This window comes from Dorea sp. Marseille-P4042 (genome assembly GCF_900290215.1).
GTDB classification, from domain to species: Bacteria; Bacillota; Clostridia; order Lachnospirales; family Lachnospiraceae; genus Dorea; species Dorea formicigenerans.
The window spans coordinates 653,749-680,257 of the sequence record NZ_OLMI01000002.1 but is presented as its reverse complement, the minus strand read 5'-3'; the positions used below and the strand labels follow the sequence as shown (position 1 = coordinate 680,257).

The window sequence follows — 26,509 nt, the reverse complement described above, 5'->3', positions numbered from 1 at the left end:
CGTGGATATGCTTCGTATCACAAACTTAAAGAAACATTTTGGGGATAAAGAAGTTTTGACAGGGTTAAATTTATCTGTACCCGAACATAGTGTTTTTGGTTTTGTAGGGGAAAATGGTGCTGGCAAGACAACAACAATGAAAATAATCTTAGGGCTTCTAAAGTCGGACAGGGGTGAAGTATTTGTATCTGGTGAAAGGGTAAAATACGGACAAACTGCAACTAATCGTTATATTGGGTATCTTCCTGATGTTCCAGAGTTTTACTCCTTTATGACAGCAAGAGAATATCTTAGATTATGTGGAGAAAGTTTGGAAATGGGAAAAAACGACATTGAAAAAAGAAGTGATGAACTTTTAACTCTTGTTGGTCTTTCCAAAGAAAATCATCGTATTAGAGGGTTTTCAAGGGGAATGAAGCAACGACTTGGGATTGCACAAGCACTTCTTGGACGCCCCAAAATTTTGATTTGTGATGAACCGACTTCTGCACTCGACCCGATTGGAAGAAAGGAGATACTTGATATTCTACTTTCTTCCAAAAAACAGACAACGGTATTGTTTTCAACACATATTTTATCTGATGTTGAACGAATCTGCACAGATGTTGCTTTTTTAAATAATGGAAAAATAGCTATGCAAGGAGCAGTTGCCGATTTAAAAAATGTGTGTTCTTCACACGAATTTATTGTGGAAACAATAAAAGCAGACGACGCTGAATATCTTTCTAGTGTATTCACAGACGCTCAATTAACCGCAAAAGATACTCTTTTATTCTTGGGCGAACAATTTAAAATGTTTGAAGTGCTTGAATTTATTACAGAACATAAAATATTAATTTCTAAAATCGAGCGTGTTGAACCCTCACTAGAATCTCTATTTATGGAGGTGGTGTCAAAGTGAAATCGTTTATTGCTTTTTTAAAAAAAGAAATTTTTGAATGTATCAGAAGTGGAGAACTTACATTTTTCTGTATTCTGTTTTTGATTTTTGGCATTATGAATCCAGCAATTGCAAAACTGACGCCGTGGATGTTAGAAACGCTTTCTGATTCTTTGGCAGAACAGGGAATGATGGTTACAGAAGTTACAGTGAATGCTCTTACGTCGTGGACACAGTTTTTCAAAAACATTCCTATTGCGTTAATTGTATTTGTGTTTCTGTATAGCGGAATATTTACAAAGGAATATGAAACAAATACTCTTATACTTATTTTAACTAAAGGACTATCTCGCTATAAAGTAGTATTTGCAAAATTTTTTGTGATGTTTACAATGTGGACGATTGGGTATTTGTTATGCTTTGCTGTAACTTATGGATATAACGCCTTTTTTTGGGATAACAGTATTGCTGTTGGACTACTGCCTGCTATGGTACATTGGTGGTTGTTTGGGATATGGATAATAGGTCTTATTGTTTTATTTTCCGTTCTTGTTAAAAGTTATACGGGAGTGCTTTTAGGGACTGGTGGCAGTGTTCTAGGTGTGTATCTTATTAGCTTTTTTCCTAAAGCTTGGAAATACACTCCGACTACTCTAATGGAAAGTGCTTCTTTGCTGATTGGTACTAAATCTATTGAAGATTATGGAATTGCAGTCCTTATAACTATTTTATTGGTCGTTATTTGTTTGATTGTAAGTATTACTGTAATGAATAGAAAACAGTTATAATGCTTAGACTTTCAAGTTATATTATTATATTACTTTTTGATGATTATTTATTTTAATTGGCATAGGTGGAAAAAATATGTGATTTGATTTTTATAACAGTTTCCTTTCAAAACTACACTAACATTTAGGCGTTTGCGAAACGCCACAAGCCGCATGAATACGGCATTTTTCTGTTATGAAAAACAAATAACCCCTCACTGGATATGGTATAATAGAGTTGACTAAAAACTAAAAACCATCACCCAAGAAAGNACACTAACAATTAGGCGTTTGCGAAACGCCACAAGCCGCATGAATACGGCATTTTTCTGTTATGAAAAACAAATAACCCCTCACTGGATATGGTATAATAGAGTTGACTAAAAACTAAAAACCATCACCCAAGAAAGGAGTTATTCTGATACCTATGATACCATATAAACAGCTTTCTTTGGCAGAAATTTTTACAGATTGCCAAGAAAAACTTGATAATGACAAACCTGCGTTTCTCTCTCTATTAGAAACTCATATCGACATTGATGAAATTATTCCGATTTCCTTTAGAAACCATTTTTATGCATCAACGGGCAGAACCCGTAAATACTCTTTGCAAGCCTTTTTATGGGCTTTGATTATTCAACGTATTTTTTCTATTCCTACTGACCAACTCTTGTTGGTCTTCCTTGCATACTCCAAACCGCTTCGTGATTTCTGCGGTTTTGATAAAGTTCCTGATGCCTCTAAAATCACTCGATTTAAACAGGATTTCTTAGATGATCTACAGTCCGTGTTCGAGCATCTTGTGGATCTTACGGAACCAATCTGTCAGGCTATTGATTCCGCCAAAGCTGATATGACCATTTTTGATTCTTCTGGAATTGAAGCTTTTGTCACTGAAAATAATCCGAAATACGCAAACCGGATTATCAAGCAGCTTAAGGCTTATGCCAAATCCAAGGGCTATGATAAATCATATGATCCTTATAAAGCTGCGTATGGTGCTATGCCTTCTCATGCTTCTGCTAATCCTGAAATCAAACAGCTTTACATCAATGGACATTTTTGTTATGTTTTCAAGTTTGGCATTGTCACCAACGGACTTGGAATTATTCGCCATATTTCCTTTTACAACAAGGATTTCATAGTATCGCATCCTGATATTGTCGTAGAAAAGAAAAAGGATTCTCCCGATGAAGATAAATCTGTCCATGACTCAAAACTTCTTGTTCCAACCTTGAAAGATTTTTTTGCAAAGCACCCACTGATCAATCCCAAAGTTTTTCTGGGCGATGCCGCTTTCGACTCTGTTCAGTTATACAAAGAATTACTTTCTGGTGATACCTTTGGTATTGATAAGTATTTTTCAAAAGCATATATCCCACTTAATTCACGCTCTCATTTAGAGAACATAGACTACACGATCAATGACAATGGCATCCCTTGCTGTCCACATGATCCCTCACTTCCAATGAAACCTGAAGGAAATACTTCTCATCTTCGCTGTGGACTTCCAACTTTCAAGTTTGTCTGCCCGAAAATGAAATATATAAAATGTGAAGATGGAAAATATCACCGCCGTTGCCAATGTGACAACCCTTGTACCACATCCCCTTGTGGAAGAATGATTTACATTTATCCAGAAAAGGATCTGCGTGCATTTCCTGGCACTATCCGTGGCACTAAAGAATGGGATAGCACCTATAAAATTCGAACTGTCGTAGAGCGGGACATCAATCATATCAAAGCAAACCTCTGCCTGGCAGGTCGTCGTACACAAAACGAAAACACGTTGCACGCCGATTTAATACTTGCAGGCATTACGCAACTGATAACCGTAGTGCTTGCAGATAAAATTAAACATCATGAATATATTCGCAGTCTGAAACCTCTTATTGCATAGGACTTACCAACTTCATAGCTAGATGAGGCTTATTTGTTGTGCCCAAAATCAAGTGTTTTTTATTTTCTGCATTAAAATATCTGTAAGATAGAACGTTTATCTCTTTTACGCAAGTTTTAGGAATGTGTTTCGCAATTACCTATTGATAAATAAAACTGAAAGGAGGTCAAAGATGCAGAAAACAAATTATTCAATGAAAGGAGGTCGTGAACAGTGTCAGATAACTGGGTCGTACAAAATTTGGAGAACGCCTTAAACACTTGGAATGAGAAATTAGCCGAGATATGGCAGCTCATTACCCAATCCCCAGAGAACTTTAAGGGCGGCACGATATGGAATGTCATCGTGGATATTCACGGTGCGGTGCAGGCTATCGGACTTGCCCTGCTCGTGCTGTTCTTTGTTGTGGGTGTGATGCGTACCTGCGGAAATTTTGCAGAAGTCAAGCGACCAGAGCAGGCTTTGAAGCTGTTTATCCGCTTTGCCATTGCCAAAGGTGCAGTGACCTACGGATTGGAACTGATGATGGCACTGTTTAAGATTGTGCAGGGTATGATTTCCACGATTATGAATGCCGCAGGATTTGGCTCGGCACAGCAGACGGTGTTGCCGCAGGAAATCGTGACAGCCGTTGAAGACTGCGGATTTTTTGAGAGTATCCCGCTATGGGCGGTCACGCTGATAGGCGGACTGTTTATTACGGTGCTGTCATTCATAATGATTATGTCGGTATACGGCAGGTTTTTCAAGCTGTATATCTATACTGCCATAGCACCCGTACCCCTTTCCGCTTTTGCGGGAGAGCCGAGCCAAAGCGTTGGCAAGAGTTTCATTAAGAGCTATGCCGCTGTATGCCTTGAAGGTGCGGTTATCGTGCTTGCCTGCATTATCTTTTCCCTGTTTGCTTCTTCTCCGCCCGTAGTCAATCCCGATGCGGCGGCGGTATCTATGGTGTGGAGCTATATCGGGGAGCTTGTGTTCAATATGCTCGTCCTTGTCGGTGCGGTCAAAATGGCAGACCGTGTTGTAAGAGAAATGATGGGCTTGTAAGGGAGGTGCTATGATTGGAAGTCAAGATAAATAAGGAAATCCGTAATTATACGGAGAGTATGTTTTTTGGACTGTCCCTCAGACAGTTCATTTTTTCTGTCCTTGCCTGCGGCGTGGCGGTGGGTTTGTATTTTCTTCTCCGTCCACGGTTTGGTACGGAAACCCTCAGTTGGGTTTGTATCTTAGGTGCGTTCCCCTTTGCGGCAATGGGATTTATTAAATATAACGGTATGACCGCAGAGCAGTTTGTCTGGGCGTGGATTAAATCGGAATTTCTGATGCCGAAAAAGCTGATGTTCCTGCCAGATAATCTCTATTACGAAACGATGAAGCCGACCATTGAAGCCCACGAAAAAGGGTTGCCGACAGTATGGAAAAAGCAGAAAGGCAGGACACCGAAATCAAAGAAAACTAAAAAGAAAAAAGCGAAACGCAGCAAGGAGGTAAACAATGCTGAGAACTCTTAAAAATCTGTTCAAGCAGGACAGGGAAAAGTTTGTTGTGCCGAAGTCGGTACAGAATGTTATCCCGATTAAGACAATCTGGGAGGACGGCATATTCCTTGTAGGCAGGAACAAGTACGCAAAGACCTTTAAATTTGAGGATATAAACTATGCCGTGGCAAGCCGTGAGGATAAGGAAGCAATGTTCCTTGAGTACTCGGAGCTTCTTAATTCCCTTGACAGCGGTGCGACCACGAAAATCACTATCAACAACCGTCGCTTGAACAAAGCTGATTTTGAACAGACCATTTTAATCCCAATGGCTGATGACGGTCTGGATAAGTACCGCAAGGAATACAACAAAATGCTTCTGGATAAGGCGACAGGGGCTAATTCCATCGTACAGGATAAGTATGTAACCGTATCTGTCTGCAAGAAGAATATCGAGGAAGCCCGAAACTACTTTGCCCGTGTGGGTGCTGACCTTATCGCCCACTTTAACCGTCTGGGGTCGAAGTGTGTGGAACTGGACGCAGGCGACAAGCTGCGTATCTTCCACGACTTCTACCGTACAGGAGAAGAAACAGTGTTCCACTTCGATATTACCCAGATGATGCGGAAAGGTCACGATTTCAAGGATTTTATCTGCCCTGATACCTTTGAATTTGAGAGCGACTGCTTCAGAATGGGTGACAGATATGGGCGTGTGATTTTTCTCAGAGAGTATGCGGCATATATCAAGGACAGTATGGTGGCGGAGCTTTGTGAGTTGAACAGGAATATGATGCTGTCCGTTGACATTATCCCCGTTCCCACAGATGAAGCCGTGCGGGAGGTGGAAAACCGTCTGCTTGGTGTGGAAACCAATATCACGAATTGGCAGAGGAAGCAGAACCAGAACAACAATTTTTCTGCCGTTATCCCCTATGATTTGGAACAGCAGCGAAAAGAAAGCAAGGAATTTCTGGACGATTTGACAACCCGTGACCAGAGAATGATGTTTGCCGTGCTTACGATGGTGCATACGGCAGATTCCAAAGAGCAGCTCGACAATGATACAGAAGCTCTCTTGACTACCGCAAGAAAGCATTTGTGCCAGTTTGCGGTGCTGAAATATCAGCAGATGGACGGATTGAATACAGCCCTGCCATTTGGTGTACGGAAGATAGATGCCCTGCGTACCCTCACAACAGAGAGCCTTGCAGTGTTTATCCCGTTCCGTGTGCAGGAAATCTACCACGAAAACGGTGTGTATTACGGTCAGAATGTCATCAGCAAAAATATGATTATCGCCAACCGTAGGCAGCTCCTTAACGGCAATTCCTTTATTCTCGGTGTGTCGGGTGCAGGAAAATCCTTTACCGCAAAGGAAGAAATGACAAATATCATTCTGACCGACCCCAACGCTGATATTATCATCATTGACCCAGAGCGTGAGTATTCCCCGCTTGTTAAGGCAATGCAGGGAGAAGTCATTCATATCTCTGCGACAAGTGAAAATCACATCAATGCTATGGATATGAACTCCGATTACGGTGACGGTGCAAACCCTGTCATTCTGAAATCGGAGTTTATTTTATCCCTTTGCGAACAGCTCATCGGCGGCACGAACTTGGGAGCAAAGCAGAAATCCATCATTGACCGCTGTACGGCAAGCGTGTACCGCTATTATCAGCAGGGCAACTATATGGGAACGCCGCCCACCTTGCAGGACTTCCGTGAGGAGCTGTTAAAACAGAATGAGCCAGAAGCACAGGAAATCGCCCTTGCGATTGAGCTGTTTACGGACGGATCGCTCAACACCTTTGCAAAGCACACGAATGTTGATACCCACAGCCGTCTTATCTGCTATGACATTCTGGATTTGGGCAAGCAGTTACAGCCTATCGGTATGCTTGTCGTGCTTGACAGTATCTTAAACCGTATCACTCAGAACAGAGCCAAAGGTAGAAATACCTTTATTTTCATTGATGAAATCTATCTGCTTTTTCAGCACGAATACTCGGCTAACTTCCTCTTTACCCTCTGGAAGCGTGTGCGTAAATATGGTGCGTACTGTACAGGTATTACGCAGAATGTGGACGACCTTTTGCAGAGCCATACCGCAAGGACGATGCTTGCCAACAGCGAATTTATCATTATGCTTAACCAAGCATCTACAGACAGACTTGAGCTTGCCAAGCTCCTTAATATCTCCGACCTTCAGATGAGTTATATCACGAATGTTGGTGCAGGACAGGGATTACTCAAAGTTGGCAGCTCTCTTGTACCATTTGTAAACAAATTCCCACGCAATACCGAGCTTTACAAGTTGATGACGACCAAGTTCGGTGAGGTCTAAGAAAGGAGGTCTTTTATGGCTGATATTAAATTCCGTGATACGGCTCATCGTGATTTCTTTCTGGAAAACATGATGAAATGCAGAGTGAACGACTGTTATCACAGGGCGTTTTTCTATGTGATGGGTATCGCTTCGGAAACGAGGGCGAATATCAACCAGATGTTCAATTTCAAGGAGGACTGCATCGAGCCAGAGGGTATGCACGGCGGCTGGCAGACAAGCGGAACAGTCAAGGTCTGCCATCTTGCTTTTAACCTTTGGAACGGGTATGCAGAGGAAGGGCGGGAATGGTATTTCACGCCAGAGGAGTTGTTCTGCTGTGAGTTTGCTCCCTACTTTATGGAGGGTATCAAGGTCAGATACCCCGAATATTGCAGGGAGCTTCCTGCTCCCAGAAAACAGACGGAAATTTCAAGATAAGAAAGGAAAAGCCTATGAAGAATTATAAATCTATTATTTGTGTTGCCGCTGCCGTGTGCCTGTTAGGTACGGCGGCTTTTTGCGGCTTCCGTATTTATCATCATTATGCACAGGTGGATGAACAGACGGAAGCCTTTGAGGAGATTGCCGAAATGGTAGAGCAGGCTCCCACGGAGGAAACCGTGCCAGACGATGCCCCTGTCAGCGAGGGAGAAGATGTGCTTGCCAAGTATCAGGAATTGTATTTACAGAATGAGGATATGGTGGGGTGGATTTCCATTGCCGGCACGACAATCAATTATCCTGTGATGCAGAGCAGGAACAATCCGAATTTTTATCTGAAGCACAATTTTGAAAAGGAGTACAGCGATTTAGGAACGCCTTATGTGCAGGAGAATTGTGATATTGCCGAAAGTGACAATCTGGTTATCTACGGTCATCACATCAAGGGTGGCAAGATGTTTGGAGCGTTGGAGGATTACAAGTCCAAGAGCTTTTATGAGGAACACAAGACTATTCAGTTTGATACCCTCACAGAGCAGACAGAGTATGAAATCGTCGCTGTATTTAAGACTGTGGCGTATAGCTCCGAGGGCTTCCGATACTACGACTTTGTTGATGCGGAGAATGAGGAAGAATTTAATTCCTATGTCGGGAAGTGCAAGGAGCTTGCTTTGTATGATACAGGTGTGACCGCTGAATACGGCGACAGGCTCATTACCCTTTCCACCTGCGAATACTCCGCACAGAACGGCAGACTCGTTGTAGTGGCAAAAAAGGTCGGCTGATTTGAACGCAAATCCTCTGGGAAAGGAGGTTTTCTATGGCTGATATTAAAACCAGAGATGCGGTCAAAGGCACGATAAAGACCATAGATAAAGCCGCCATAGCCAGTGAGCGTATGAAGTCTGCCTATGTGGGGATAAAGGAAAAAGCGGAACAGGGATATTACGCTGATGAAAACTCTGCCACAGAATATGCTGCGGATAGGATTTCTTATGCGGCAGACCGTGTAAAAGACGAAGGTATCCACCAGTTCAATAAGCAGGGGCAAAAGGCAGTCAAGACAACGCAGGAGAATATCAGTAAGGCAAAAGATAAAATAATCGATTTCAAGCAAAGTCGGGCTGTCAAAGCAGCAGAACAGAAAGCAGCACAGAATATGTCAGAACAACACGGCTTGCAGATCCGTTATGGGGCTGCAAGCCGTTCCGCTGCCCCCGATGTTTCCCAGACAGCAAAATCGCAGTTGATAAAGACCCGACAGCAGGGGCAAAAAATGATTAAGACCACAGCCCGAAATACAGAAAAAGCGGTGAAAGCAACTGCTAAGGGAACGGTCAAGACAACCGAAAAGGGAATTAAAACCGCACAGGCAACTTCTAAGGCGGCAATCAAAACGACGGAAACCTCAGTAAAAACAGCACAGGTAGCGGCAAAGGCTTCTGCGAAAACTGCCCAAAAGGCGGCACAGGCGGCAAAAGTCACCGCAAAGGCAACCGCCGAAGCAACGAAAGCGACGGTCAGAGCCACCATAGCTGCGGTCAAGGCGATTATTGCAGGAACAAAAGCTCTGATTTCCGCTTTAATTGCAGGTGGTTGGATTGCAGTTGTGATTATTCTCATTGTTGTCCTGCTCGGCTGTGCCGTTTCCCTGTTTGGCGGCGGAAGCGGAAGTAACGCCTATACCCCTGTCAGTGCGGAGGTGGAAGCCTATGAGCCTTTGATACAGAAATATGCCAAACAATACGGCATTCCCGAATATGTGGAGCTTATCAAGGCGGTTATGATGCAGGAGTCTGGCGGGCGTGGACTTGACCCGATGCAGGCGGCGGAAGGCAGCTTTAACACAAGGTATCCACACGAGCCGAATGGGATTAAAGACCCAGAATATTCGATTGAGTGCGGGGTACAGGAATTAAAGGCAGCCCTTATCTCTGCTGAGGTAGAAAACCCGATTGATATGGAGCATATCAAACTTGCCTTACAAGGTTACAATTTCGGTAATGGCTATATCTCGTGGGCTAAGACCAACTATGGCGGCTATTCCTATGCCAATGCGGTAGAGTTCTCCACCATGCAGGCGGCACGGTTAGGTTGGGACAGCTATGGAGACACGCAGTATCCCGCCCATGTGCTACGGTATTATCCATACGGAAGAGCGTTCACAAGCGGCGGTAACCAGGCGATTGTGGAGGTCGCTTCACAGCTCGGCAATGAGGGCGGTCAGCCTTATTGGAGTTGGTATGGCTTTGATGGGCGTGTGGAATGGTGTGCCTGCTTTGTGTCATGGTGTGCCGACCAATGCGGATATATTGAGAGCGGGATTATCCTGAAATTCGCAGGCTGCGTGGACGGCTCAAATTGGTTTAAGGGTAACGGGCAATGGCAAGACCGAAGCTATGAGCCGCAGGCAGGCGATATTATTTTCTTTGATTGGGAAGGCGACGGAGAAACCGACCATGTAGGCATTGTGGAGAAATGCGAAAACGGTGTTATTTACACCGTGGAGGGTAATTCTGGCGACGCCTGTAAACAGAATCAGTATTCTGTCGGCAGCAGTTCTATTTATGGTTATGGTGTATCTGCCTACTAAAAAAGAACAGCTCATTACGGGCTGTTCTATACATATCATTTTCGGAGTATGGATTTTGTTGATTTTACCATTTCAATAATGGCTTTTAATTCCTTATCGTTGCAATCGGAAAGAATATGATTAAGCTCTTTGTTGGAAATATGCTGTGTCTTTTTCAAGCTGTCGTACACCAAATCATCTAAGGAAACCTCTAAAGAATTTGCAATTTTGAACAGAGTCGGCAGGCTGACCTTTGTTGCTCCCCGTTCAATATGGGAGATATTAGACGGTTCAACACTCGATTTTTCAGCGAGCTGTGCCTGCGTTATATTTCTCTGATTTCGATAATATTTAATTCTGGCACCAATCGCCTTATAATCTATTTCTTTCATCCGTCATCACCGCCCTTTGTAGTATTGTATATCCCATTAGGATATGTTAAAATAACGCAAATATCCGAAAAGGATATATAAAACATATCTGAAAAATTGATGTACTTTCCAGATACCACAAAAGAAAGAGAGGTTTATATGATGGATAAGTTAAAGGTCATAAGGGCATTTGAGAAAATAGCAAAGAAAGAGGGCATATCCGTAGACGAGGTAAGGTGTGAAATCCAGAAAGCGATTGATGATGCCATGCAGTCGGACGACCCTGCGGTACAGGCGTATTGGAAGAAGATAAAATATAAAGGCGAAAAGCCGACCCCAGAGGAAGTTGTGCTGTATATAGCAAAGCAGGTCAAAGCATATTGAAACAGACAGAGAATGTCACTTCTCTGCCTGCTCTTTGGCTTTATAAAGGCTGTATGCAGTCGCTTCTATAATGGACAAGTCCTTATCATCTAATGTGTCAAGTAGCGAATCAAGTCGCCTGCGGGCGGAGATTTTCTCTGCTTCTTTGTCGGGGAATATGTATTGGTCAACAGATACGTCAAACATTGTAATGAGCTTGATAAACAGTTTGAAGCTCGGAAACTGACCCTCGTTTTCCACAGATTGAAGATGTCTGGTTGAGATGCCAAGATTTTCGACCAACTGTTCTCTGGTTATCTTCTTTACTTCACGGGCTTTCTTAATAGCCAAGCCTATCGGTGTGAAGTCAAAATCCAGTTCAATGTCAATATCGTTATCATCTATATTTTTGTTCATTTTCTCACCACCTGTACTTGCGATTTTTACGCTTATATTGTACAGAAATAGGAGTTCCAGTTAAACGATGTGTAATCTCTACATATAGGAGATATACTTTCTTGTTTATAGAAATTGAAATTCGTATTTTAAAAGGACGGTGCTGCTTGAACACTTGATTTGTGTATATTCCCATGCTATAATCACAGGCAGAAAACAGAAACATTGGTGGTGAGATTATGTGCCAGAACAAAAAACGGAGCAACGATGCACAGCTCCATGCAAAGCCAGTATAATGAGCGACATTTGCATGGAGTAATTATAAGTCGCTAAAAGAATATTGCTGGCTTTGCTACTTGACTTTATCAATCAAGGAGGAAGCCCGCATGAAATATATAAATGCAAGCGAAATTCTCCCTGATATGTTGGTCGAGGAACTGCAACAATACGTTCAAGCAGGCTATATCTATATCCCTGCTAAAGACGAACAGCATAAATCATGGGGCGAATTGTCTGGCTACCGAAAGGAACTCAACAAACGGAATGAAGCCATTATTGACAAATACCAGAATGGTGCTTCGATTGAAGAACTTGCTGACGAATACTATCTTTCGGTTTATGCCATAAGAAAAATAATATATCAAAAATGATTACGGAGGGCTGTCTGAAAGGCAGCTCTCTTTTTCTACTGATTGCATCTGTATTGTTTGGTGTATTGAGAATATTTCTTGAGCAGGTACAATTTGATATATAGCTTTAGATGGCAGGAGGAAGATAAAATATGGCAAATTCAAAGAGTATTTATCCAAGAACGGGAGATACGCAAACGGTTTATTTAAAAAATGTGATTACCCGACCAAATATCGAGGTTGGCGATTATACGATGTATAACGATTTTGTCAATGCCCCTAAGAAGTTTGAGCAAAATAATGTGTTATATCAATATCCTATCAACCATGACAGGCTCATTATAGGGAAGTTTTGTTCTATCGCCTGCGGTGCAAAATTTCTTTTTAATAGCGCAAATCATACGATGGCATCTCTATCTACTTATCCGTTTCCTTTGTTTTTTGAGGAATGGGAGCTTGAGAAAAAGAATGTTACCGAGGCATGGAATAATAAGGGAGATATTATTATCGGCAATGATGTCTGGATTGGTTATGAAGCGGTTATTTTGGCAGGTGTTACGATTGGAGATGGAGCAATTATCGGTACTCGTGCTGTTGTCACCAAAGATGTGCCGCCATATAGCATTGTGGGCGGTGTACCTGCAAAATCTATTAGAAAACGATTTGATGATGAAACAATCGTAGAGCTACTTAGATTAAAATGGTGGGATTGGTCAGAAGAAAAAATTGCTCAGAATATCCAAGCAATTAAATCTGGACAAGTAGAGCAATTAAGATATTGAGGTATCTGGAAATGACTATTACAGAGAAAGAAATCAAAATCAATAATATCCCTGCAATCATTTTGGGGAATCCATCTCGTAATGTGTATTTATATATTCATGGTCAAGGGGGAAATAAGGAGGAAGCGTATAATATTGCCGAGTTTGTTTGTGGACATGGTTATCAAATACTAAGCATTGATTTACCAGAACACGGAAATAGGAAAGGCGAAGTAAATTCTTTTGACCCGTGGCATATTGTACCAGAACTGACCGAGGTTATGAAATTTGCAAAGGAGCATTGGGAACGAATTTCTTTATTTGCAAACAGCATTGGGGCATGGTTCAGTATGTTAAGTTTCGGCAACGAAAGGTTGAGAAATTGTCTTTTTGTTTCGCCTGTCCTCGATATGAAGCGTCTCATATTAAAAATGATGAGTTGGGCAAATATTTCAGAGGAACAATTAAAGAAAGAGCTTATTATATCAACCACATTTGGTCAAACGCTCTCGTGGGAGTATTGGGAATATGCGTCATCACATCCCATTACAAAATGGGAAGCTCCTACTAAAATACTATATGGTGAGAATGACAATTTGATTGACCGTGATGAGGTGGAATATTTTTCTCAAAAAATTCACTGTGGCTTAGAAGTAATGGGAAATGGAGAGCATTGGTTTCATACAGGGAAACAGATAGAAGTTATGCAAAGATGGCTTAATAAAAATGTTAGTGGTAAAGAAATGGCGAGAGATGAAAGGTAAACCAGATGCACAGCCGATTATCGGCTCCAAAATATTTTATGGATTTAAGGTTGTTCGTAGTTGCTTTTTCGGTGTAAAGGTGAATATCGGTATTAAAGAATTAACTGCATAGAGGAAATTGAGAACTTTATGCACTCATTTTAAAAAAGTTCTAAGCTATTTTAAAAAATGTCTTGAAAATCATTTTAATTGCATTTACGATTTGTTTGTCAAGCTTGATAACAATAAAGATTGGAGGTCATAACTTGATTATTGAAGAATTTAGAAATATTAAAATAGCTTATGTGCGTAGAACAGGCGCATATGGTTCAGAGAATCAAAAATTGATGGAGAATTTTAAAGCATACCTAAAGGAAAATGGTTTGCTCAACGATGCTGCAATCATTTTAGGAATATCTTTAGATAATCCTATATATACACCCGCCGAAAAGCAAAGATATGATATTGGTCTTATTATTGACGAACACAAAGTTGTAGAGTTAGATACCCGTAAAATTGATGATGGGAAATATGCTATATTTGAAGTTCCCCATAGAAAAAACGATATAATAGCATTTTGGAACAACATTCCCAAATTAACCATTGGCTTATCAGTAGATAAGGAAAAGCCAATTATTGAACGGTACTCAACGAAAAAAATTGCTTTACATCTATGTGAATTTTGTATTCCATTGAAATAAGAGGTAGGTGAGTTTCTCTAATGGAAAAACAATTATGGGTAATATGTCCTGTTTGTAACAACAAAACAAGAACAAAAATTAGGAAAGACACCGAGTTGATAAATTTTCCATTATTTTGTCCGAAGTGCAAACATGAGAGTTTAATTAAAGTAAAGAATTTACAAGTAACTGATATTAAAGAGCCAGACGCACAGACGCAGAGCCGATGAACTTGTGAGAGATAAACTCACAGCTCATCGGCTCAAATATATTTACTCATCCTATTGACTTTTACGTTACGTCATAGTGTATGATGTAGAAAAAAGAAAGGATGAAGTAATATGAATGTAAATTTTATTCGTTCAGATGGTATTTATGCCAAGATTATGAAAGCACCATTAGATAAGAAAGAGGACATTTATCGTTATGAATTGATGATGCCTTTTGAGAAAAAATGGGCTTGCTATAGTGTGCCGATGAAAGCAGCTACACCAAATGGGTATGATGTGATAATGGCGAGTGGGATGCTTGGTCATATTGCGCCAACAAAAGTGGATGAAACTCAACGAGATAATATTGAACGTATATCTTCAGATAGGCTTTGGTCTGAATGTAAACAATCAGTCGAAAAATCGTTGAAGTGTTTTTCAGACGCAGGGATTGAGTTACCTGTTCAAGAATATTTGTTTACTATTCTGCTGGCAAATGCAGAAAGTCCCTATATTTCAATGAATGAGGGCTATTGTGGGGATGGAGGTATTCCGGGATATATTTTTTCTTGGCTTCTTCCTAATGATTACACATTAGAGCATCTTCCAGTTGCGCTTGCACATGAAACAAATCATAATGTGCGTTTCCAGTTTATTAAATGGAGAAATGATATTACGCTCGGAGAAATGATGGTCAGTGAGGGGCTGGCAGAAAATTTTGCCACATATTTGTATGGAGAAGATAAGGCGGGACCGTGGGTTAAGAAAACTGATATGAAAACGCTAAATGAATATATCAAGCCAATTATTTATGATGGACTGGACGTACAGGGACTTGAAAATCTTAATGCTTATTTGTATGGCGATGAAATGGCTGCTTTACAAAATTATCCCCCTGTTGGATTGCCATATTGTGCGGGATATGCTTGTGGCTATCATTTAGTAAAATATTATTTGCAAAAAACAGGAAAAAGTATAGTAGAAGCAACTTTGTTATCTGCAAATGAAATATTAAGTGCAGTGGAGGATTTTTGGAATGAATGAGAAACCATTGACGGTTCACGAGGTAGTAAATTTAACAGGTATAACAGCAAGGACGCTTCACTATTATGATGAGATTGGACTTTTGAAACCTTCGATTGTAACAGAAGCAAAGTATCGCTTATATACTGATACGGATTTGTGCCGGTTGCAGGAAGTTTTGTTTTTTCGTGAGGTTGGTTTTGCATTGAAAGAGATTAAAAAATTGATCAATGCCCCTCATTATAATCGGACAGAAGCATTAGAAAAGCATTTAAGTATTTTAGAAGCTCAGAGAGAACGCATAGACGGTCTAATATCTCTTGTAAAGGCTGAAATCAGTGGGGGGAAAACAATCTCCTTTTCAGAATTTTCTAACTCAAAAGTAATGGAACTGCAATCTCAATTCCAAAAAGAGGTTTTGGAAAAGTGGGGAGATACTGAAAGTTTTAAAGAGTATGAGGCAATCTTTTCCTCAAAAGCTCAAGAAATTCAAAATGAGCAAATGCAAGCATTTTTCTCTATGGCACAGAATATTTTTGAAAGGTTAGCGACATATGAAAACAAATCGCCAGACTGTCCAGAGGTTCAAAATATAGTACGGGAATGGCAGCTTTATATTACAGAACATTTTTATCAATGTGATAAACAAATACTTTCTTCTTTGGGGAAAATGTATGTTACGGATTTGAGATTTTCTGATTTTATAAATCAGTTTGGAAATGGAGATTTAGCTGCCTTTTTCAGTAAAGCTATCGAAATTTTTTGTTCCCGACAAAGAGAGGAAAGAAATGAACGCTAATTGGATAGTTTGTCCTGTTTGCGGTAATAAAACTCGTGACAGAATAAGAGAAGATACAATTTTGAAAAATTATCCTCTCTACTGCCCGAAATGTAAACAGCAGACATTGATTGAAGTACAAAATTTACAAGTAACAGTCATCAAAGAGCCAGACGCACAGACGCAGAGCCGATGAACTTGTGAGAGATAAACTCACAGCTCATCGGCTCTGCCTATTTAGAAAAGTATCTTATGGGGGACTGTAATTATTCATATTTTAGTTTTAATTCTTCAATCCATGTTTCAATGGATTGTGCAAGAACGAATTGTTGATGCAAAACGGATAAACCTGTTTGTGGGATTTCGGGTACATTTTCTTTCGCTTTTAAATTTTCTTCCAGATATGATTTTAGTGTTTTTACATTGGCTTCAATATCTGTTAGGCATTTCATTTGGTTTTCTGGCGAAAGGGCATCCAAGTTGACAATGACTGCATTAAAATCCAAGAAGATTTGAATGGGTTTTGCGGATATTTCAAACATAAGATTTTCAAGCTGTTTTTCACCCGCTTCTGTTAAGGAGTAGATTGCCTTTTCTGGCATTTTTCCCTCTTTGACTATGTTGCTTGAAATGTATCCCTTTTCCTCTAACTGGATAACTTTTTTATAGATTGACGGAGTGCTGATTTTTACCCATTTTGATATGTTGCGGTATTCAACCAATTTTTGGATGTCGTAAGCACTTAGGGCTTCCTTTTTCAGCATTCCTAATACGATTAAATCTATTGTTGCCATGATATTCTCCTTTCTCTATTGACAACTACTATAATTTATAGTAGTATATACAACACAGCTTTGATTACTGTAATTTATACTACTATATTTTATACTCAAAGTCAAGAAAAGGAGTGTTAATTATGAGTCAACAAAACAAGAAAATGCAGCTATTAGGTAACGCACCTATCCCTCAAGCCCTATTAGCAATGGGTATCCCGACAATGATTGGAATGTTGGTAAACGCATTATACAATCTGGTGGATGCCTATTTTGTTGGAGGATTGGGAGAGAGCCAGATGGGAGCAATTTCAGTTGTGTACCCATTAGGACAGGTTGTGGTTGGTTTAGGGTTGCTATTTGGAAATGGGGCAGCATCCTACATTTCCAGATTGTTAGGACGCAATGATAAGGAAAAGGCAAACCAAGTTGTCAGCACAGCCTTATACAGCAGCGTTTTTGTCGGGGCAGTTATGATTATCCTGTCTGTCATTTTTCTAAAGCCGATACTAAGTATTTTGGGAGCGACAGAGAGTATTTTGCCCTATGCGGTCACATATGGAAGTATTTATATTATTTCCTGCATCTTCAATGTCTTTAATGTCACAATGAATAATATCGTGACAAGCGAGGGAGCAGCAAAGACGACCATGTGCGCTCTGCTGATTGGAGCCGTACTGAATATTGCATTAGACCCTATATTTATTTATGTACTGGATTTGGGAGTGGCAGGAGCCGCCATTGCTACTGCAATTTCACAGGTAGTATCTACTCTGGTGTATCTATTTTATATTTTTGGAATGAAGAGTGTATTTGATTTTAAAATAAAGAATTACTGCCTTTCAAAAGAGGTTGCATCGGAAATTTTTAAGATTGGTATTCCAACGCTTGTGTTCCAGATATTAACAAGCCTTTCCATTTCTCTCATCAATAATGCGGCGGCTGATTATGGAGATGCTGCAATCGCAGGAATGGGAGTTGTGACACGCCTTGTTTCAATGGGAAGTCTAACAATATTTGGTTTTATTAAAGGCTTTCAGCCAATCGCAGGGTACAGCTATGGGGCGAAAAAATTCAACCGCCTGCATGAAGCTATTAAAACCTCTATTATCTGGTCAACCATATTTTGTGTTGTTTATGGATTGATACTGGCTTTATTTTCAACGTCCATCGTGTCACAATTCGCAAGTGGCAATCTGGAGATGATTAAAGTAGGGGCAAGCTCATTAAGGGTAAATGGAATTTCTCTCATGCTGTTTGGCTTCTATACCGTATATTCCTCATTATTCCTTGCTTTAGGAAAAGGGAAAGAAGGCTTTATTCTCGGAGCTTGCAGGCAGGGAATTTGCTTTGTGCCAGTTATTCTCGTTCTGCCTATGATATGGGGATTGAATGGTATTCTGTATGCTCAGCCAGTTGCAGATGTGCTTTCTGCTATTATTACGGTATTTATGGCTATCCATCTTCACAGAGAATTAAATGAAGCAGAAAAGCAAGCGGCTATTGCAGGAACTAATGAAGTACATTAAGTCCAGCTAATAAATGTCAATAGTTAAATGAGAAAAAAATTATTTTGTTTTCTGACTAAAAAAGGGCAAACTTTCCCCTTGGTGAAAATATCATTTTTTGAAAGATATTGAATCATTGGGTTCATAGTATTTTATGCAGCTATGTCGCATTTAGCAGCATTGTATTGTTTGATATGCTCCTGAGGAGCAATGATTTTAAATNGGCAAACTTCCCCCTTGGTGAAAATATCATTTTTTGAAAGATATTGAATCATTGGGTTCATAGTATTTTATGCAGCTATGTCGCATTTAGCAGCATTGTATTGTTTGATATGCTCCTGAGGAGCAATGATTTTAAATGGTTTGTTGTCTCTGAGTATTGCAAATATCATATTGCATACCTTATGTGAAACAGCTCCCATTGCTACGAGCTTTGGTTTTGAGTCACATTTCTTGAGGTAGTACTCACGAAGAACTGGATTTTTAGCTTCTCCATTACGGGAGATACTGATGCTTTGTAAGGTTAACGTGTGAATCACACGTCTAGCTATGGCAGAACCACGCTTAGACATTTGAACCTTGGTACCTTCAAATTTTCCGGATTGTTTTACTGCCGGATCAAGACCGAAATAAGCGAAAAGTTGTTTTGGTTTTGAAAATGCTGAAAAGTCACCAATCTCACCCATGATGGATACAGCAGACAAGAAACCGGCACCTTTAAATGTTTCAATCAAATGAATCTGCTTGACAAAGTCGGCATCTTCATTAGCATCAACAAGCTCATGGAGCGATTCAAGAATGTTGTTGATTTCTTCATCATATTTACGTATGAAGCTGATATAAAGGCGAATACGCTTGATGTTGCTGTCTATGATGTAACCAAACTGATTTGCATCAGTTGCCGCCTGAATTATGGCATTATACTTATTTTGAGCATATGTAAGTCCAAAGCGAGCTGTTGATTTGATGATATCAATAATCTCTTGCTTGTCTGCTTTAAGAAAAGCTGATGGAGAGGTATAAGTCTCCAATAATGTAAGAGAAGTGTTGATAGTAACCTTGGAAAAGATGTCAAGATACTGTGGAAACACCATGCGTAATTCACCCTGAAGCTTATTCACATAGGCACTGCGATTATCCATTAAATCGTAGTATTCACGGCATAGGTTACGGCAGTTTAGAGCAAGATCTGAAGGCATAAGTGAAACCTTTAAATCAGGTTTCAAACCAACCAAAGCAGCTTTTTTAGAATCAAAACGATCATTATGTACTTTTCGTATGTTGATGTTTGTGCTATTCTTAGTGATGATAGGATTAATAACCGAGCAGTTAAAACCCTTATCACGAAGATAGCAGAAGAGTGGGTAATGATAAATTCCCGTGGATTCGAGGAAAATGTGACTTTCCAAAGAATACAACTCTTCTGCTTCTTTTATTTTAGAAACAGCGGTTGTAAGGGAATCAATACTGTTATGTAGGATTTTGTAAGGTTTTCCTACGAATTGTTGGTTTGGAAGTGCTATAGACATCCATGAGAAATCAGCACCGATATCAATACCAACAGAGATGAATAAATCATCGAGATTAAAGAAAACTTTGTTTGACATGAGCAATAGCTCCTTTCTGATAGGAATCCATTTCCAATCTGGCAGGTACACAACCTAGCGCGTTATTCGGGTATGGCCTTCCGGCTCCCAACCAGCTAAAACATAAAACCCTGTCGAATGGACTAATTGACTTAATTACAGGTATCCACTGATAATCAGTGTCCCAAGGAGAAATACATTCTTTGTCCTATCCTAAGAGATGATACCTTATGTTTTATCTAGTGTCTATCAGGAACCGTCAGACATGATCATTATTATGGATAACATCTGATGAAGGAAGAATCCCTTCTTCTGTTATCTGATTTATAGAAACTTATTAACCAAGTAGTCTTGATTGACTACATCATTATTATACTAGGGAGATGTTTTATGCAAAATGAAAAATGGGTGCTTTGCCCCGTTTGTGGAAACAAAACACGGATAAAAATAAGAGAAAATACGGTACTTCTTAATTTTCCGCTTTTTTGTCCTAAGTGTAGGCAGGAACAGCTTATAAATGTTCAACAATTAAAAGTAACTATCATCAAAGAGCCAGACGCACAGACGCAGAGCCGATGAATTTGCGAGGTAACTTGCAGTTCATTGGCTTTTTCTTTATACAGAATAGGTTGGATAAGCCCACCGAATAAAAAAAAACGGTGCTTTTGGTGGGCGGATTTATCATGCCCTAATAAAAACTTATCTTCCCTCTAAACCCGTTTTGAGTTTGGAGGGATTTTTATGTGTTGGGCAAATCCAACCACGCTGCTTATCAGAAGCAGCAGCTATTTACATAGTGTCACGCACAAGTGAGGATAACTTGTTAAAAAAAGCCTTGCTTGCTCGTGGCACTTTTCTACTTTCCAAGTAGAAATCACATATCTATATTATAGAGATAATTATGCGTATTGCCGTAGAGGTCTTAGTACCTTTGCGGCTTTTTGTTTATCGCTTTTTATCAGAACGCAGGAGAAGCCTGCTTTTAGCGCTGGCTGTCGTAGCCCACCTCAATCTGAAATTTTTCAAAAAAATTCAGATTGGAGGTACACATTATGGCTTACAACAAAGCCAGAGAAGAAAAGAAATGGCGGCTCTGGAAAGAAGCCGAGGAAAAGCAGTTACGGAGCTTGGGGGTTAATGAGGACGATATAGAAAAGCTCCGTGTTCACGATTGGGCGATTTTTAATTCAGACAGACGGTATTATCAGCGAGTGCAGGAAACAGGTACATATCTTGACGAGCTTGCTGAAGATACTACACAACCCGAAGTCAAAACGGTTGAGGATTTTCTGGACAGTATCGAAAATCAGCACCTCTATCAAGTTTTGATTAAGGTGGACAGGCTTACATTGCAGATTGCTTTGATGAAGATACAAGGATATTCAACCCGTGAAATTGCGGTGTATCTGGATATTACTGAAAAAGCTATTTACAGAAGAATGGATAGGCTCAAAGAAAAATTAAAAAAGTTTTTTGAGTAGAGGGGAAAATTGAATATTCCCACGGGCTACAGGGTGAGAGGACAAAAAAACTCTTACCCTGTTTCCCTTTGTGTGGCGAAAACGGGATAGCTCCTTGACAACCGAATACCCATTCGCCAAATACTTTCTCTTTGTGATTGTGATGAGCATAAGCGTGTGCAGCGGTACGCCACGACCTGCCAAGCGGCAGCGAGCGATTGAAAGGTGGTGAGCCTATCTTTACCGACTCAAAATATCGGGCAGCTCTCGATTTCGCCATAACCCACAAAGAGGATAATGATACTCCCGTCCAGTCACAGTCCGAGCGTGAAAAAACCGTCGCAGGCAATGAGGGCGGCTCTGTCAGACCGACAGTTGGGGTGGAACTCCCGTGGCGTCAGTTCGCTGCTGACCGTTTGGCGACTTCCCATAGCATTTCGGGGCGTCGAGGACAAATTGAAATGCTTTTATCATAATGCCAGATGCAGGGCGGTCTATGGAAATAGAGATTTGTTTATGCTCTCCCGACCTTAATTACTTTCTTGTATCTGGCTGTTACATAGGCAGGATGTACTTGCCTAATTCCAGATGGGAGGTCAAACACAATGGAAAGAATAATTAAGCGTGGAGATATTTTTTACGCAGAACTTAATCCTGTTATCGGCTCGGAGCAGGGCGGCATAAGACCTGTTCTTATTATTTCAAATAATACAGGAAACAGGCACAGCCCGACAGTTATCATTGCTCCTATAACAAGCCGTACACACACGAAAGCAAAACTTCCAACACATACCGAGGTACAAGATTTTGATAAACTCGACAAAGATTCCATTATTCTGCTTGAGCAGATACGGACGATTGATAAACAGCGGTTAAAACAGTATATGGGAATGATACCCGATAACATAATGGCAAGAGTTGATAAAGCTCTTGCCATTAGTATTTCACTCAATAACAGACTCGACAGAAAATGTGCAAATTAGTGAAAAAGGAGAGATTTGCACATTGGTCAAATGGCGGCTGTATCTCTATAATCAAGAGCATATAGCTGCTTTGTTTTGCGGAGGTAGTCAGATGGAAAATGTTAAAGCGTCCATAAATGCAGAACAGCAGCACGAAAATATAGACAGCGAAGCGGAAAATTTTGATGTCTTTATTAAGGCTATGGTGCAGATAGTTGAAAAATACGGAAGATTTGTTTTGCAGGAATTGGATTGTGTTGCGTAGGTTTACGCAACCTTACATATCACATTTTCCCCAATTATCGGAGGTGGTAGAATGAACAGAGAAGGAAAAAAATGTGTGCTGTATCCCAGAGTAAGTACCGAGATGCAGGTTGACGGATACAGTCTTGAAGGACAGAAAAACAGTTTGAAGCGGTTTGCAGACCGTGAGGAAATGGAGGTTGTTGGCATTTATGAGGATGCAGGAAAGTCAGGCAAATCAATCGAGGGGCGACCTGCCTTTAAGAAGATGCTTTCCGACATAAAAAACGGATTGGAGATAGATTATATTCTGGTTTATAAACTGTCCCGTTTTGGCAGAAACGCAGCCGATATTCTAAATTCTTTAGAGTTTGTGCAGTCCTATGGGATAAATCTTATCTGTATTGAGGAAGGCATAGACTCATCCCAGACAAGCGGAAAGCTCTTAATATCCGTTCTCTCTGCGGTTGCGGAAATTGAGAGGGAAAACATCATTGAGCAGACCATGAATGGGCGCAGGGAAAAAGCAAGACAGGGAGGTTGGAATGGTGGATTTGCACCATACGGATATTATCTGAAAGACAATCAGCTCTTGATAGAAGAAACGGAAGCTGAAGCAATCAGAATTATATTTGATAAATTTGCTAATTCTGACATAGGACTTGGCGGAGTAGCAAAATATCTTAATCTTCAAGGTATAAAGAAGATACCACGTCAGAATGGCACATTGGAAACTTGGAGCAGTCATTTTATACGGTTGATATTAGACAATCCTGTTTATTGTGGAAAGATTGCTTATGGCAGAAGAACACGAGAAAAGGTAAAAGGTACAAAAAATGAATATAAGCAGGTTCATGCAGAGGATTACATTCTGGAAGATGGACAACATGAAGGAATTATCAGCGAGGAATTGTGGCAAAAGGTTCACGCAAAGCGTATGGCAACAGGAATTAAACAGCCATCCAAAATCGGTAAGGATAGGTCACACCTTTTGACGGGGATATTAAAGTGTCCCCTTTGTGGAAGTTCAATGTATACGAACAAACACGCTTGGACAAATAAAGACGGCACATACAAAGAGGTTTACTATTATATTTGTGGTAGAAATAAGCAGGAGCGAGGACATCATTGTGATTATAAAGCATCGCTAAGAAAAACAGATATTGAGCCACTTGTAATTGAAGCTGTTAAGGAATTGGTAAGCGATAAGTATTTTGCAAAAGAGATTGAAAAGCGTATTGGCGTACAGACCGATACAACAGCTATTGATAAGGAACTTGCCAATTACGAGAGTAAGCTGAAAGAAGTAGATTTGAATAAAGCCCGTCTGGAACGAGAGATTGATAATCTGCCTATTGATGCTCGTTTCAGAGAAAGGAAAATCCACGACATGACTTTAAGACTTGATGCCTTGTATGATACGATTGTAGAGTTGGAAGAACGGATTGAAGATGCAAAGCTGAGAAAAAGTTCTATCGAAATGGAAACAATCACTCTGGACAATATTTACAAGCTTATGCTGAATTTCGGAAAGCTCTATGATATAATAAGTGACGAGGAAAAGAAAAGCCTTATTACTTATCTTATAAAAGAAATTCAGATATATCCAAATGGGGAGTCAGAGCAGCCTTTGAAGTCGATAGAGTTTAATTTCCCAATATATCGGGATGGTCAAGAGGTAAGGCGGCTCTTGTGGGAAAAAGGTAATACCGTTGAGACGGTATGCCTTTTGTCCAAACTTCATGAAGCGAAGCATCATGTGAATGTGACACTTGATATGGACGAGATGGATTTAACGGCGGCTGAGAGGCGCTAAAGGTCCAGGGGACCTTTGCCCAGCGCGGACCGAAGCGGAGCGTAGACAGGCTACTTATGAGGAGATAAAGAAGTATGTGGCAAAGCATAATGATGGGATGAAGGTATCTAATCTGTATATTGCACAGATAAAGCAGAAGCATGGAATTATAGAAAGAGAGAACTATAATAAGCCAAAATCTGAGAAGGGCGGACAGCCGGAATGCACAAAAGAAAAAGAAATAGCGATTGAAGAGGCGTTGAAGTATTTTCAGATGATTCCAAGTGAATCATAGGCTAACTTGGCTTATCGGATGGAGAAAATTCAACTAATGTTATTGAGCCTTCGGACATTGGGAATAAAATCTGATGTTCGTAGGCTTTTTGTTCATGACAATAGAATGTTTGCGGAGCGTGCATTCTATTGTATACAGAAAAATTTTTCGCAGATATAATAAACATGACATATAGCTGTCGTGTTGAATCAGGTATAATATGTATGGAGTGTAAGAAACGATGAAAATAGATAGACTTATCGGTATATTGTCAATCTTACTGCAGGAAGAAAAGACAACGGCTCCTGAACTGGCAGAAAGATTTGAGGTATCTCGAAGGACAATAAATCGGGATATTGAAGACCTTTGTAAAGCAGGTATTCCTATAAAAACTGCACAGGGTACCGGTGGTGGTATCAGTATTATGGATGGATATCGTATGGACAGGACGATTTTGAGCTCCAAAGATATGCAGATGATTCTTGCGGGTTTGCGGAGTCTTGACAGTGTGAGCGGAAGCAGGTACTACAGTCAACTGATGGAGAAAATCCAGACCGGATCATCAGAGTTCATCAGTGGAAGAGACTCTATGCTGATTGACTTATCTTCATGGTATAAGGGTTCTCTTGCTCCAAAGATCGAGGTAATACAGAGTGCAATAGAAAACAGGCGCATCATGCGATTTAAGTATTATGCTCCGTCCGGAGAGAGCAACCGAAGGGTAGAACCATATTATCTGGTTTTCCGGTGGTCGAGCTGGTATGTATGGGGGTGGTGTTTAGAACGTAAAGATTACAGACTGTTCAAACTGAACCGTATGGATTGTGTTGTTGAAACAGACCGTGGATTCCTGCGTAGAGATGTACCAATGCCGGATTTGTCAAATGAGAAGATATTTTCGGGTGGGATAAAGGTAAAAGCTCTTTTCACACTGAATATGAAGTGGCGGCTGGTTGAAGAATTTGGACCGAACTGCTTTACAGAAACAGACGATGGAAGGCTGCTCTTTTCAGCAGACTATACGGATATGGAAAACCTTGTGACATGGCTTATGACATTTGGAGCAAAAGTAGAGGTGCTTGAGCCGGAAGAAGTGCGGGACATTATTTGCAGGAATGCAGAGGAAATAATAAAAATCTATGGAGGATTAGGAAAATGAGATTAGACGGTTTTGGGTTGTTTGTTGATGATATGGCAAAGATGATTCGTTTTTACAAGGATGTTCTCGGATTTGAAATTAAGGAAGAAGAGAATACTTCCAATGTTTATCTTGTGAAAGACGGAACACTTTTTTTACTGTATGGACGGAATGATTTTGAGAAAATGACAAACCGGCGATATGAGTATATCAAGGGTCTGAATGGTCATTCTGAAATAGCTCTATATGTTGATACTTTTGAAGAGGTGGACGAGGCATACAAGAAGGCTGTGGAAAATGGGGCAACATCTGTGCTTGAACCAGAACTTGAACCTTGGGGACAGAGAACCTGCTATATTGCTGATCCGGAAGGGAATCTGATAGAGATTGGTTCCTGGAATAAGCCTTATGAAGAGAAGGACTTAGAGGGGGTGTAAAGGA

The 26,509-nt window shown here is 40.4% G+C and carries 32 protein-coding genes; 28 read left to right on the top strand and 4 right to left on the bottom strand.

What is annotated here, in order from left to right; genetic code table 11:
• Position 1: 1 nt before the first annotated feature.
• From C7E02_RS08750 to C7E02_RS08710, 9 genes are all read left to right on the top strand, one after another.
• Positions 2 to 901 carry an ABC transporter ATP-binding protein gene (locus C7E02_RS08750; protein WP_044929915.1) on the top strand — a complete coding sequence of 300 codons (900 nt, stop codon included), beginning with the start codon at positions 2 to 4 and terminating at the stop codon, positions 899 to 901.
• Positions 898 to 1,668: an ABC transporter permease gene (locus C7E02_RS08745; protein ID WP_105309355.1), complete on the top strand. Its 771-nt coding sequence runs from the start codon at positions 898 to 900 to the stop codon at positions 1,666 to 1,668. Before C7E02_RS08750 ends, C7E02_RS08745 begins: the two co-directional genes overlap by 4 nt.
• Positions 1,669 to 2,074: 406 nt before the next feature.
• Positions 2,075 to 3,547 carry a transposase gene (locus C7E02_RS08740; protein WP_105309354.1) on the top strand — a complete coding sequence of 491 codons (1,473 nt, stop codon included), beginning with the start codon at positions 2,075 to 2,077 and terminating at the stop codon, positions 3,545 to 3,547.
• Positions 3,548 to 3,760: 213 nt separating this feature from the next.
• Complete coding sequence (locus tag C7E02_RS08735) at positions 3,761 to 4,597, top strand: hypothetical protein (RefSeq protein ID WP_105309353.1); 837 nt, start codon at positions 3,761 to 3,763, stop codon at positions 4,595 to 4,597.
• 14 nt (positions 4,598 to 4,611) lie between these two features.
• Entirely contained in the window at positions 4,612 to 5,064 is a 453-nt protein-coding gene (locus tag C7E02_RS08730) for a PrgI family protein (protein WP_105309352.1), read from the top strand.
• Positions 5,048 to 7,381 (top strand): VirB4-like conjugal transfer ATPase, CD1110 family, encoded by a 2,334-nt coding sequence (locus C7E02_RS08725; RefSeq protein WP_105309351.1) that lies wholly within the window; start codon positions 5,048 to 5,050, stop codon positions 7,379 to 7,381. The genes C7E02_RS08730 and C7E02_RS08725 overlap by 17 nt, the downstream gene beginning before the upstream one ends.
• Positions 7,382 to 7,396: 15 nt before the next feature.
• Positions 7,397 to 7,801, top strand: a complete 405-nt coding sequence (locus C7E02_RS08720; RefSeq protein ID WP_105309350.1) for a DUF6075 family protein — start codon at positions 7,397 to 7,399, stop codon at positions 7,799 to 7,801.
• A 14-nt stretch (positions 7,802 to 7,815) separates the two neighbouring features.
• Positions 7,816 to 8,589, top strand: coding sequence for a class B sortase (gene srtB / locus C7E02_RS08715; RefSeq protein ID WP_105309349.1), 774 nt, complete (start codon positions 7,816 to 7,818; stop codon positions 8,587 to 8,589).
• A gap of 35 nt (positions 8,590 to 8,624) precedes the next feature.
• The gene (locus C7E02_RS08710) at positions 8,625 to 10,397 is read left to right on the top strand and encodes a lysozyme family protein (RefSeq protein WP_105309348.1); all 1,773 of its coding nucleotides are present in this window, start codon (positions 8,625 to 8,627) and stop codon (positions 10,395 to 10,397) included.
• Between the two features lie 35 nt (positions 10,398 to 10,432).
• Here the strand turns inward: C7E02_RS08710 and C7E02_RS08705 are convergent, their stop codons facing one another.
• Entirely contained in the window at positions 10,433 to 10,768 is a 336-nt protein-coding gene (locus C7E02_RS08705) for a helix-turn-helix domain-containing protein (RefSeq protein WP_055244699.1), read from the bottom strand.
• 138 nt (positions 10,769 to 10,906) lie between these two features.
• Here C7E02_RS08705 and C7E02_RS08700 point away from each other — a divergent pair, with 138 nt between their 5' ends.
• Positions 10,907 to 11,131, top strand: coding sequence for a hypothetical protein (locus C7E02_RS08700; protein WP_242857753.1), 225 nt, complete (start codon positions 10,907 to 10,909; stop codon positions 11,129 to 11,131).
• Positions 11,132 to 11,146: 15 nt separating this feature from the next.
• On the opposite strand, the gene C7E02_RS08695 is transcribed toward C7E02_RS08700, so the two are convergent.
• On the bottom strand, positions 11,147 to 11,527 hold the full coding sequence (locus C7E02_RS08695; RefSeq protein ID WP_105309347.1) for a helix-turn-helix domain-containing protein: 381 nt from the start codon (positions 11,525 to 11,527) through the stop codon (positions 11,147 to 11,149).
• Positions 11,528 to 11,892: 365 nt separating this feature from the next.
• On the opposite strand from C7E02_RS08695, the gene C7E02_RS08690 reads away from it, so the two are divergent.
• The 9 genes from C7E02_RS08690 (at position 11,893) to C7E02_RS08655 (ending at position 16,525) form a co-directional block, all read left to right on the top strand.
• On the top strand, positions 11,893 to 12,156 hold the full coding sequence (locus C7E02_RS08690; RefSeq protein WP_055244696.1) for a CD3324 family protein: 264 nt from the start codon (positions 11,893 to 11,895) through the stop codon (positions 12,154 to 12,156).
• 131 nt (positions 12,157 to 12,287) lie between these two features.
• Entirely contained in the window at positions 12,288 to 12,917 is a 630-nt protein-coding gene (locus C7E02_RS08685; protein ID WP_105309346.1) for a CatB-related O-acetyltransferase, read from the top strand.
• Between the two features lie 11 nt (positions 12,918 to 12,928).
• Positions 12,929 to 13,660, top strand: a complete 732-nt coding sequence (locus tag C7E02_RS08680) for an alpha/beta hydrolase (protein ID WP_242978781.1) — start codon at positions 12,929 to 12,931, stop codon at positions 13,658 to 13,660.
• Positions 13,650 to 13,772, top strand: coding sequence for a hypothetical protein (locus C7E02_RS20085; RefSeq protein ID WP_278336550.1), 123 nt, complete (start codon positions 13,650 to 13,652; stop codon positions 13,770 to 13,772). The genes C7E02_RS08680 and C7E02_RS20085 overlap by 11 nt, the downstream gene beginning before the upstream one ends.
• A 133-nt stretch (positions 13,773 to 13,905) precedes the next feature.
• Entirely contained in the window at positions 13,906 to 14,340 is a 435-nt protein-coding gene (locus tag C7E02_RS08675; RefSeq protein WP_055244692.1) for an AraC family transcriptional regulator, read from the top strand.
• A gap of 20 nt (positions 14,341 to 14,360) precedes the next feature.
• On the top strand, positions 14,361 to 14,549 hold the full coding sequence (locus C7E02_RS08670; protein WP_105309345.1) for a cysteine-rich KTR domain-containing protein: 189 nt from the start codon (positions 14,361 to 14,363) through the stop codon (positions 14,547 to 14,549).
• 111 nt (positions 14,550 to 14,660) lie between these two features.
• Positions 14,661 to 15,572 (top strand): DUF2268 domain-containing protein, encoded by a 912-nt coding sequence (locus tag C7E02_RS08665; RefSeq protein WP_105309344.1) that lies wholly within the window; start codon positions 14,661 to 14,663, stop codon positions 15,570 to 15,572.
• Positions 15,565 to 16,350 carry a MerR family transcriptional regulator gene (locus C7E02_RS08660; protein WP_105309343.1) on the top strand — a complete coding sequence of 262 codons (786 nt, stop codon included), beginning with the start codon at positions 15,565 to 15,567 and terminating at the stop codon, positions 16,348 to 16,350. Before C7E02_RS08665 ends, C7E02_RS08660 begins: the two co-directional genes overlap by 8 nt.
• Positions 16,340 to 16,525, top strand: coding sequence for a cysteine-rich KTR domain-containing protein (locus C7E02_RS08655; protein ID WP_105309342.1), 186 nt, complete (start codon positions 16,340 to 16,342; stop codon positions 16,523 to 16,525). Before C7E02_RS08660 ends, C7E02_RS08655 begins: the two co-directional genes overlap by 11 nt.
• Positions 16,526 to 16,595: 70 nt before the next feature.
• Here the strand turns inward: C7E02_RS08655 and C7E02_RS08650 are convergent, their stop codons facing one another.
• Positions 16,596 to 17,123 (bottom strand): PadR family transcriptional regulator, encoded by a 528-nt coding sequence (locus tag C7E02_RS08650; protein WP_105309341.1) that lies wholly within the window; start codon positions 17,121 to 17,123, stop codon positions 16,596 to 16,598.
• A gap of 122 nt (positions 17,124 to 17,245) precedes the next feature.
• Here C7E02_RS08650 and C7E02_RS08645 point away from each other — a divergent pair, with 122 nt between their 5' ends.
• Entirely contained in the window at positions 17,246 to 18,631 is a 1,386-nt protein-coding gene (locus tag C7E02_RS08645) for an MATE family efflux transporter (protein WP_105309340.1), read from the top strand.
• 269 nt (positions 18,632 to 18,900) lie between these two features.
• On the opposite strand, the gene C7E02_RS08640 is transcribed toward C7E02_RS08645, so the two are convergent.
• Complete coding sequence (locus C7E02_RS08640) at positions 18,901 to 20,217, bottom strand: IS110 family transposase (RefSeq protein ID WP_055304676.1); 1,317 nt, start codon at positions 20,215 to 20,217, stop codon at positions 18,901 to 18,903.
• A 369-nt stretch (positions 20,218 to 20,586) separates the two neighbouring features.
• On the opposite strand from C7E02_RS08640, the gene C7E02_RS08635 reads away from it, so the two are divergent.
• From C7E02_RS08635 to C7E02_RS08595, 8 genes are all read left to right on the top strand, one after another.
• Entirely contained in the window at positions 20,587 to 20,775 is a 189-nt protein-coding gene (locus tag C7E02_RS08635) for a cysteine-rich KTR domain-containing protein (protein WP_006863419.1), read from the top strand.
• 473 nt (positions 20,776 to 21,248) lie between these two features.
• Positions 21,249 to 21,677 carry an RNA polymerase sigma factor gene (locus C7E02_RS08630; protein ID WP_055244683.1) on the top strand — a complete coding sequence of 143 codons (429 nt, stop codon included), beginning with the start codon at positions 21,249 to 21,251 and terminating at the stop codon, positions 21,675 to 21,677.
• 584 nt (positions 21,678 to 22,261) lie between these two features.
• On the top strand, positions 22,262 to 22,639 hold the full coding sequence (locus tag C7E02_RS08615; RefSeq protein WP_105309338.1) for a type II toxin-antitoxin system PemK/MazF family toxin: 378 nt from the start codon (positions 22,262 to 22,264) through the stop codon (positions 22,637 to 22,639).
• Positions 22,640 to 22,730: 91 nt separating this feature from the next.
• A complete protein-coding gene (locus C7E02_RS19410) occupies positions 22,731 to 22,883 on the top strand; it encodes a hypothetical protein (RefSeq protein ID WP_186279134.1) in 153 nt (50 codons plus the stop codon).
• A 51-nt stretch (positions 22,884 to 22,934) separates the two neighbouring features.
• The gene (locus C7E02_RS08610; RefSeq protein WP_105309337.1) at positions 22,935 to 24,677 is read left to right on the top strand and encodes a recombinase family protein; all 1,743 of its coding nucleotides are present in this window, start codon (positions 22,935 to 22,937) and stop codon (positions 24,675 to 24,677) included.
• 76 nt (positions 24,678 to 24,753) lie between these two features.
• Positions 24,754 to 24,951, top strand: a complete 198-nt coding sequence (locus C7E02_RS19735) for an RNA methyltransferase (protein WP_105309336.1) — start codon at positions 24,754 to 24,756, stop codon at positions 24,949 to 24,951.
• Between the two features lie 220 nt (positions 24,952 to 25,171).
• Positions 25,172 to 26,089: a helix-turn-helix transcriptional regulator gene (locus C7E02_RS08600; protein WP_105309335.1), complete on the top strand. Its 918-nt coding sequence runs from the start codon at positions 25,172 to 25,174 to the stop codon at positions 26,087 to 26,089.
• The gene (locus C7E02_RS08595) at positions 26,086 to 26,505 is read left to right on the top strand and encodes a VOC family protein (RefSeq protein ID WP_005339665.1); all 420 of its coding nucleotides are present in this window, start codon (positions 26,086 to 26,088) and stop codon (positions 26,503 to 26,505) included. Before C7E02_RS08600 ends, C7E02_RS08595 begins: the two co-directional genes overlap by 4 nt.
• Positions 26,506 to 26,509 lie beyond the last annotated feature (4 nt).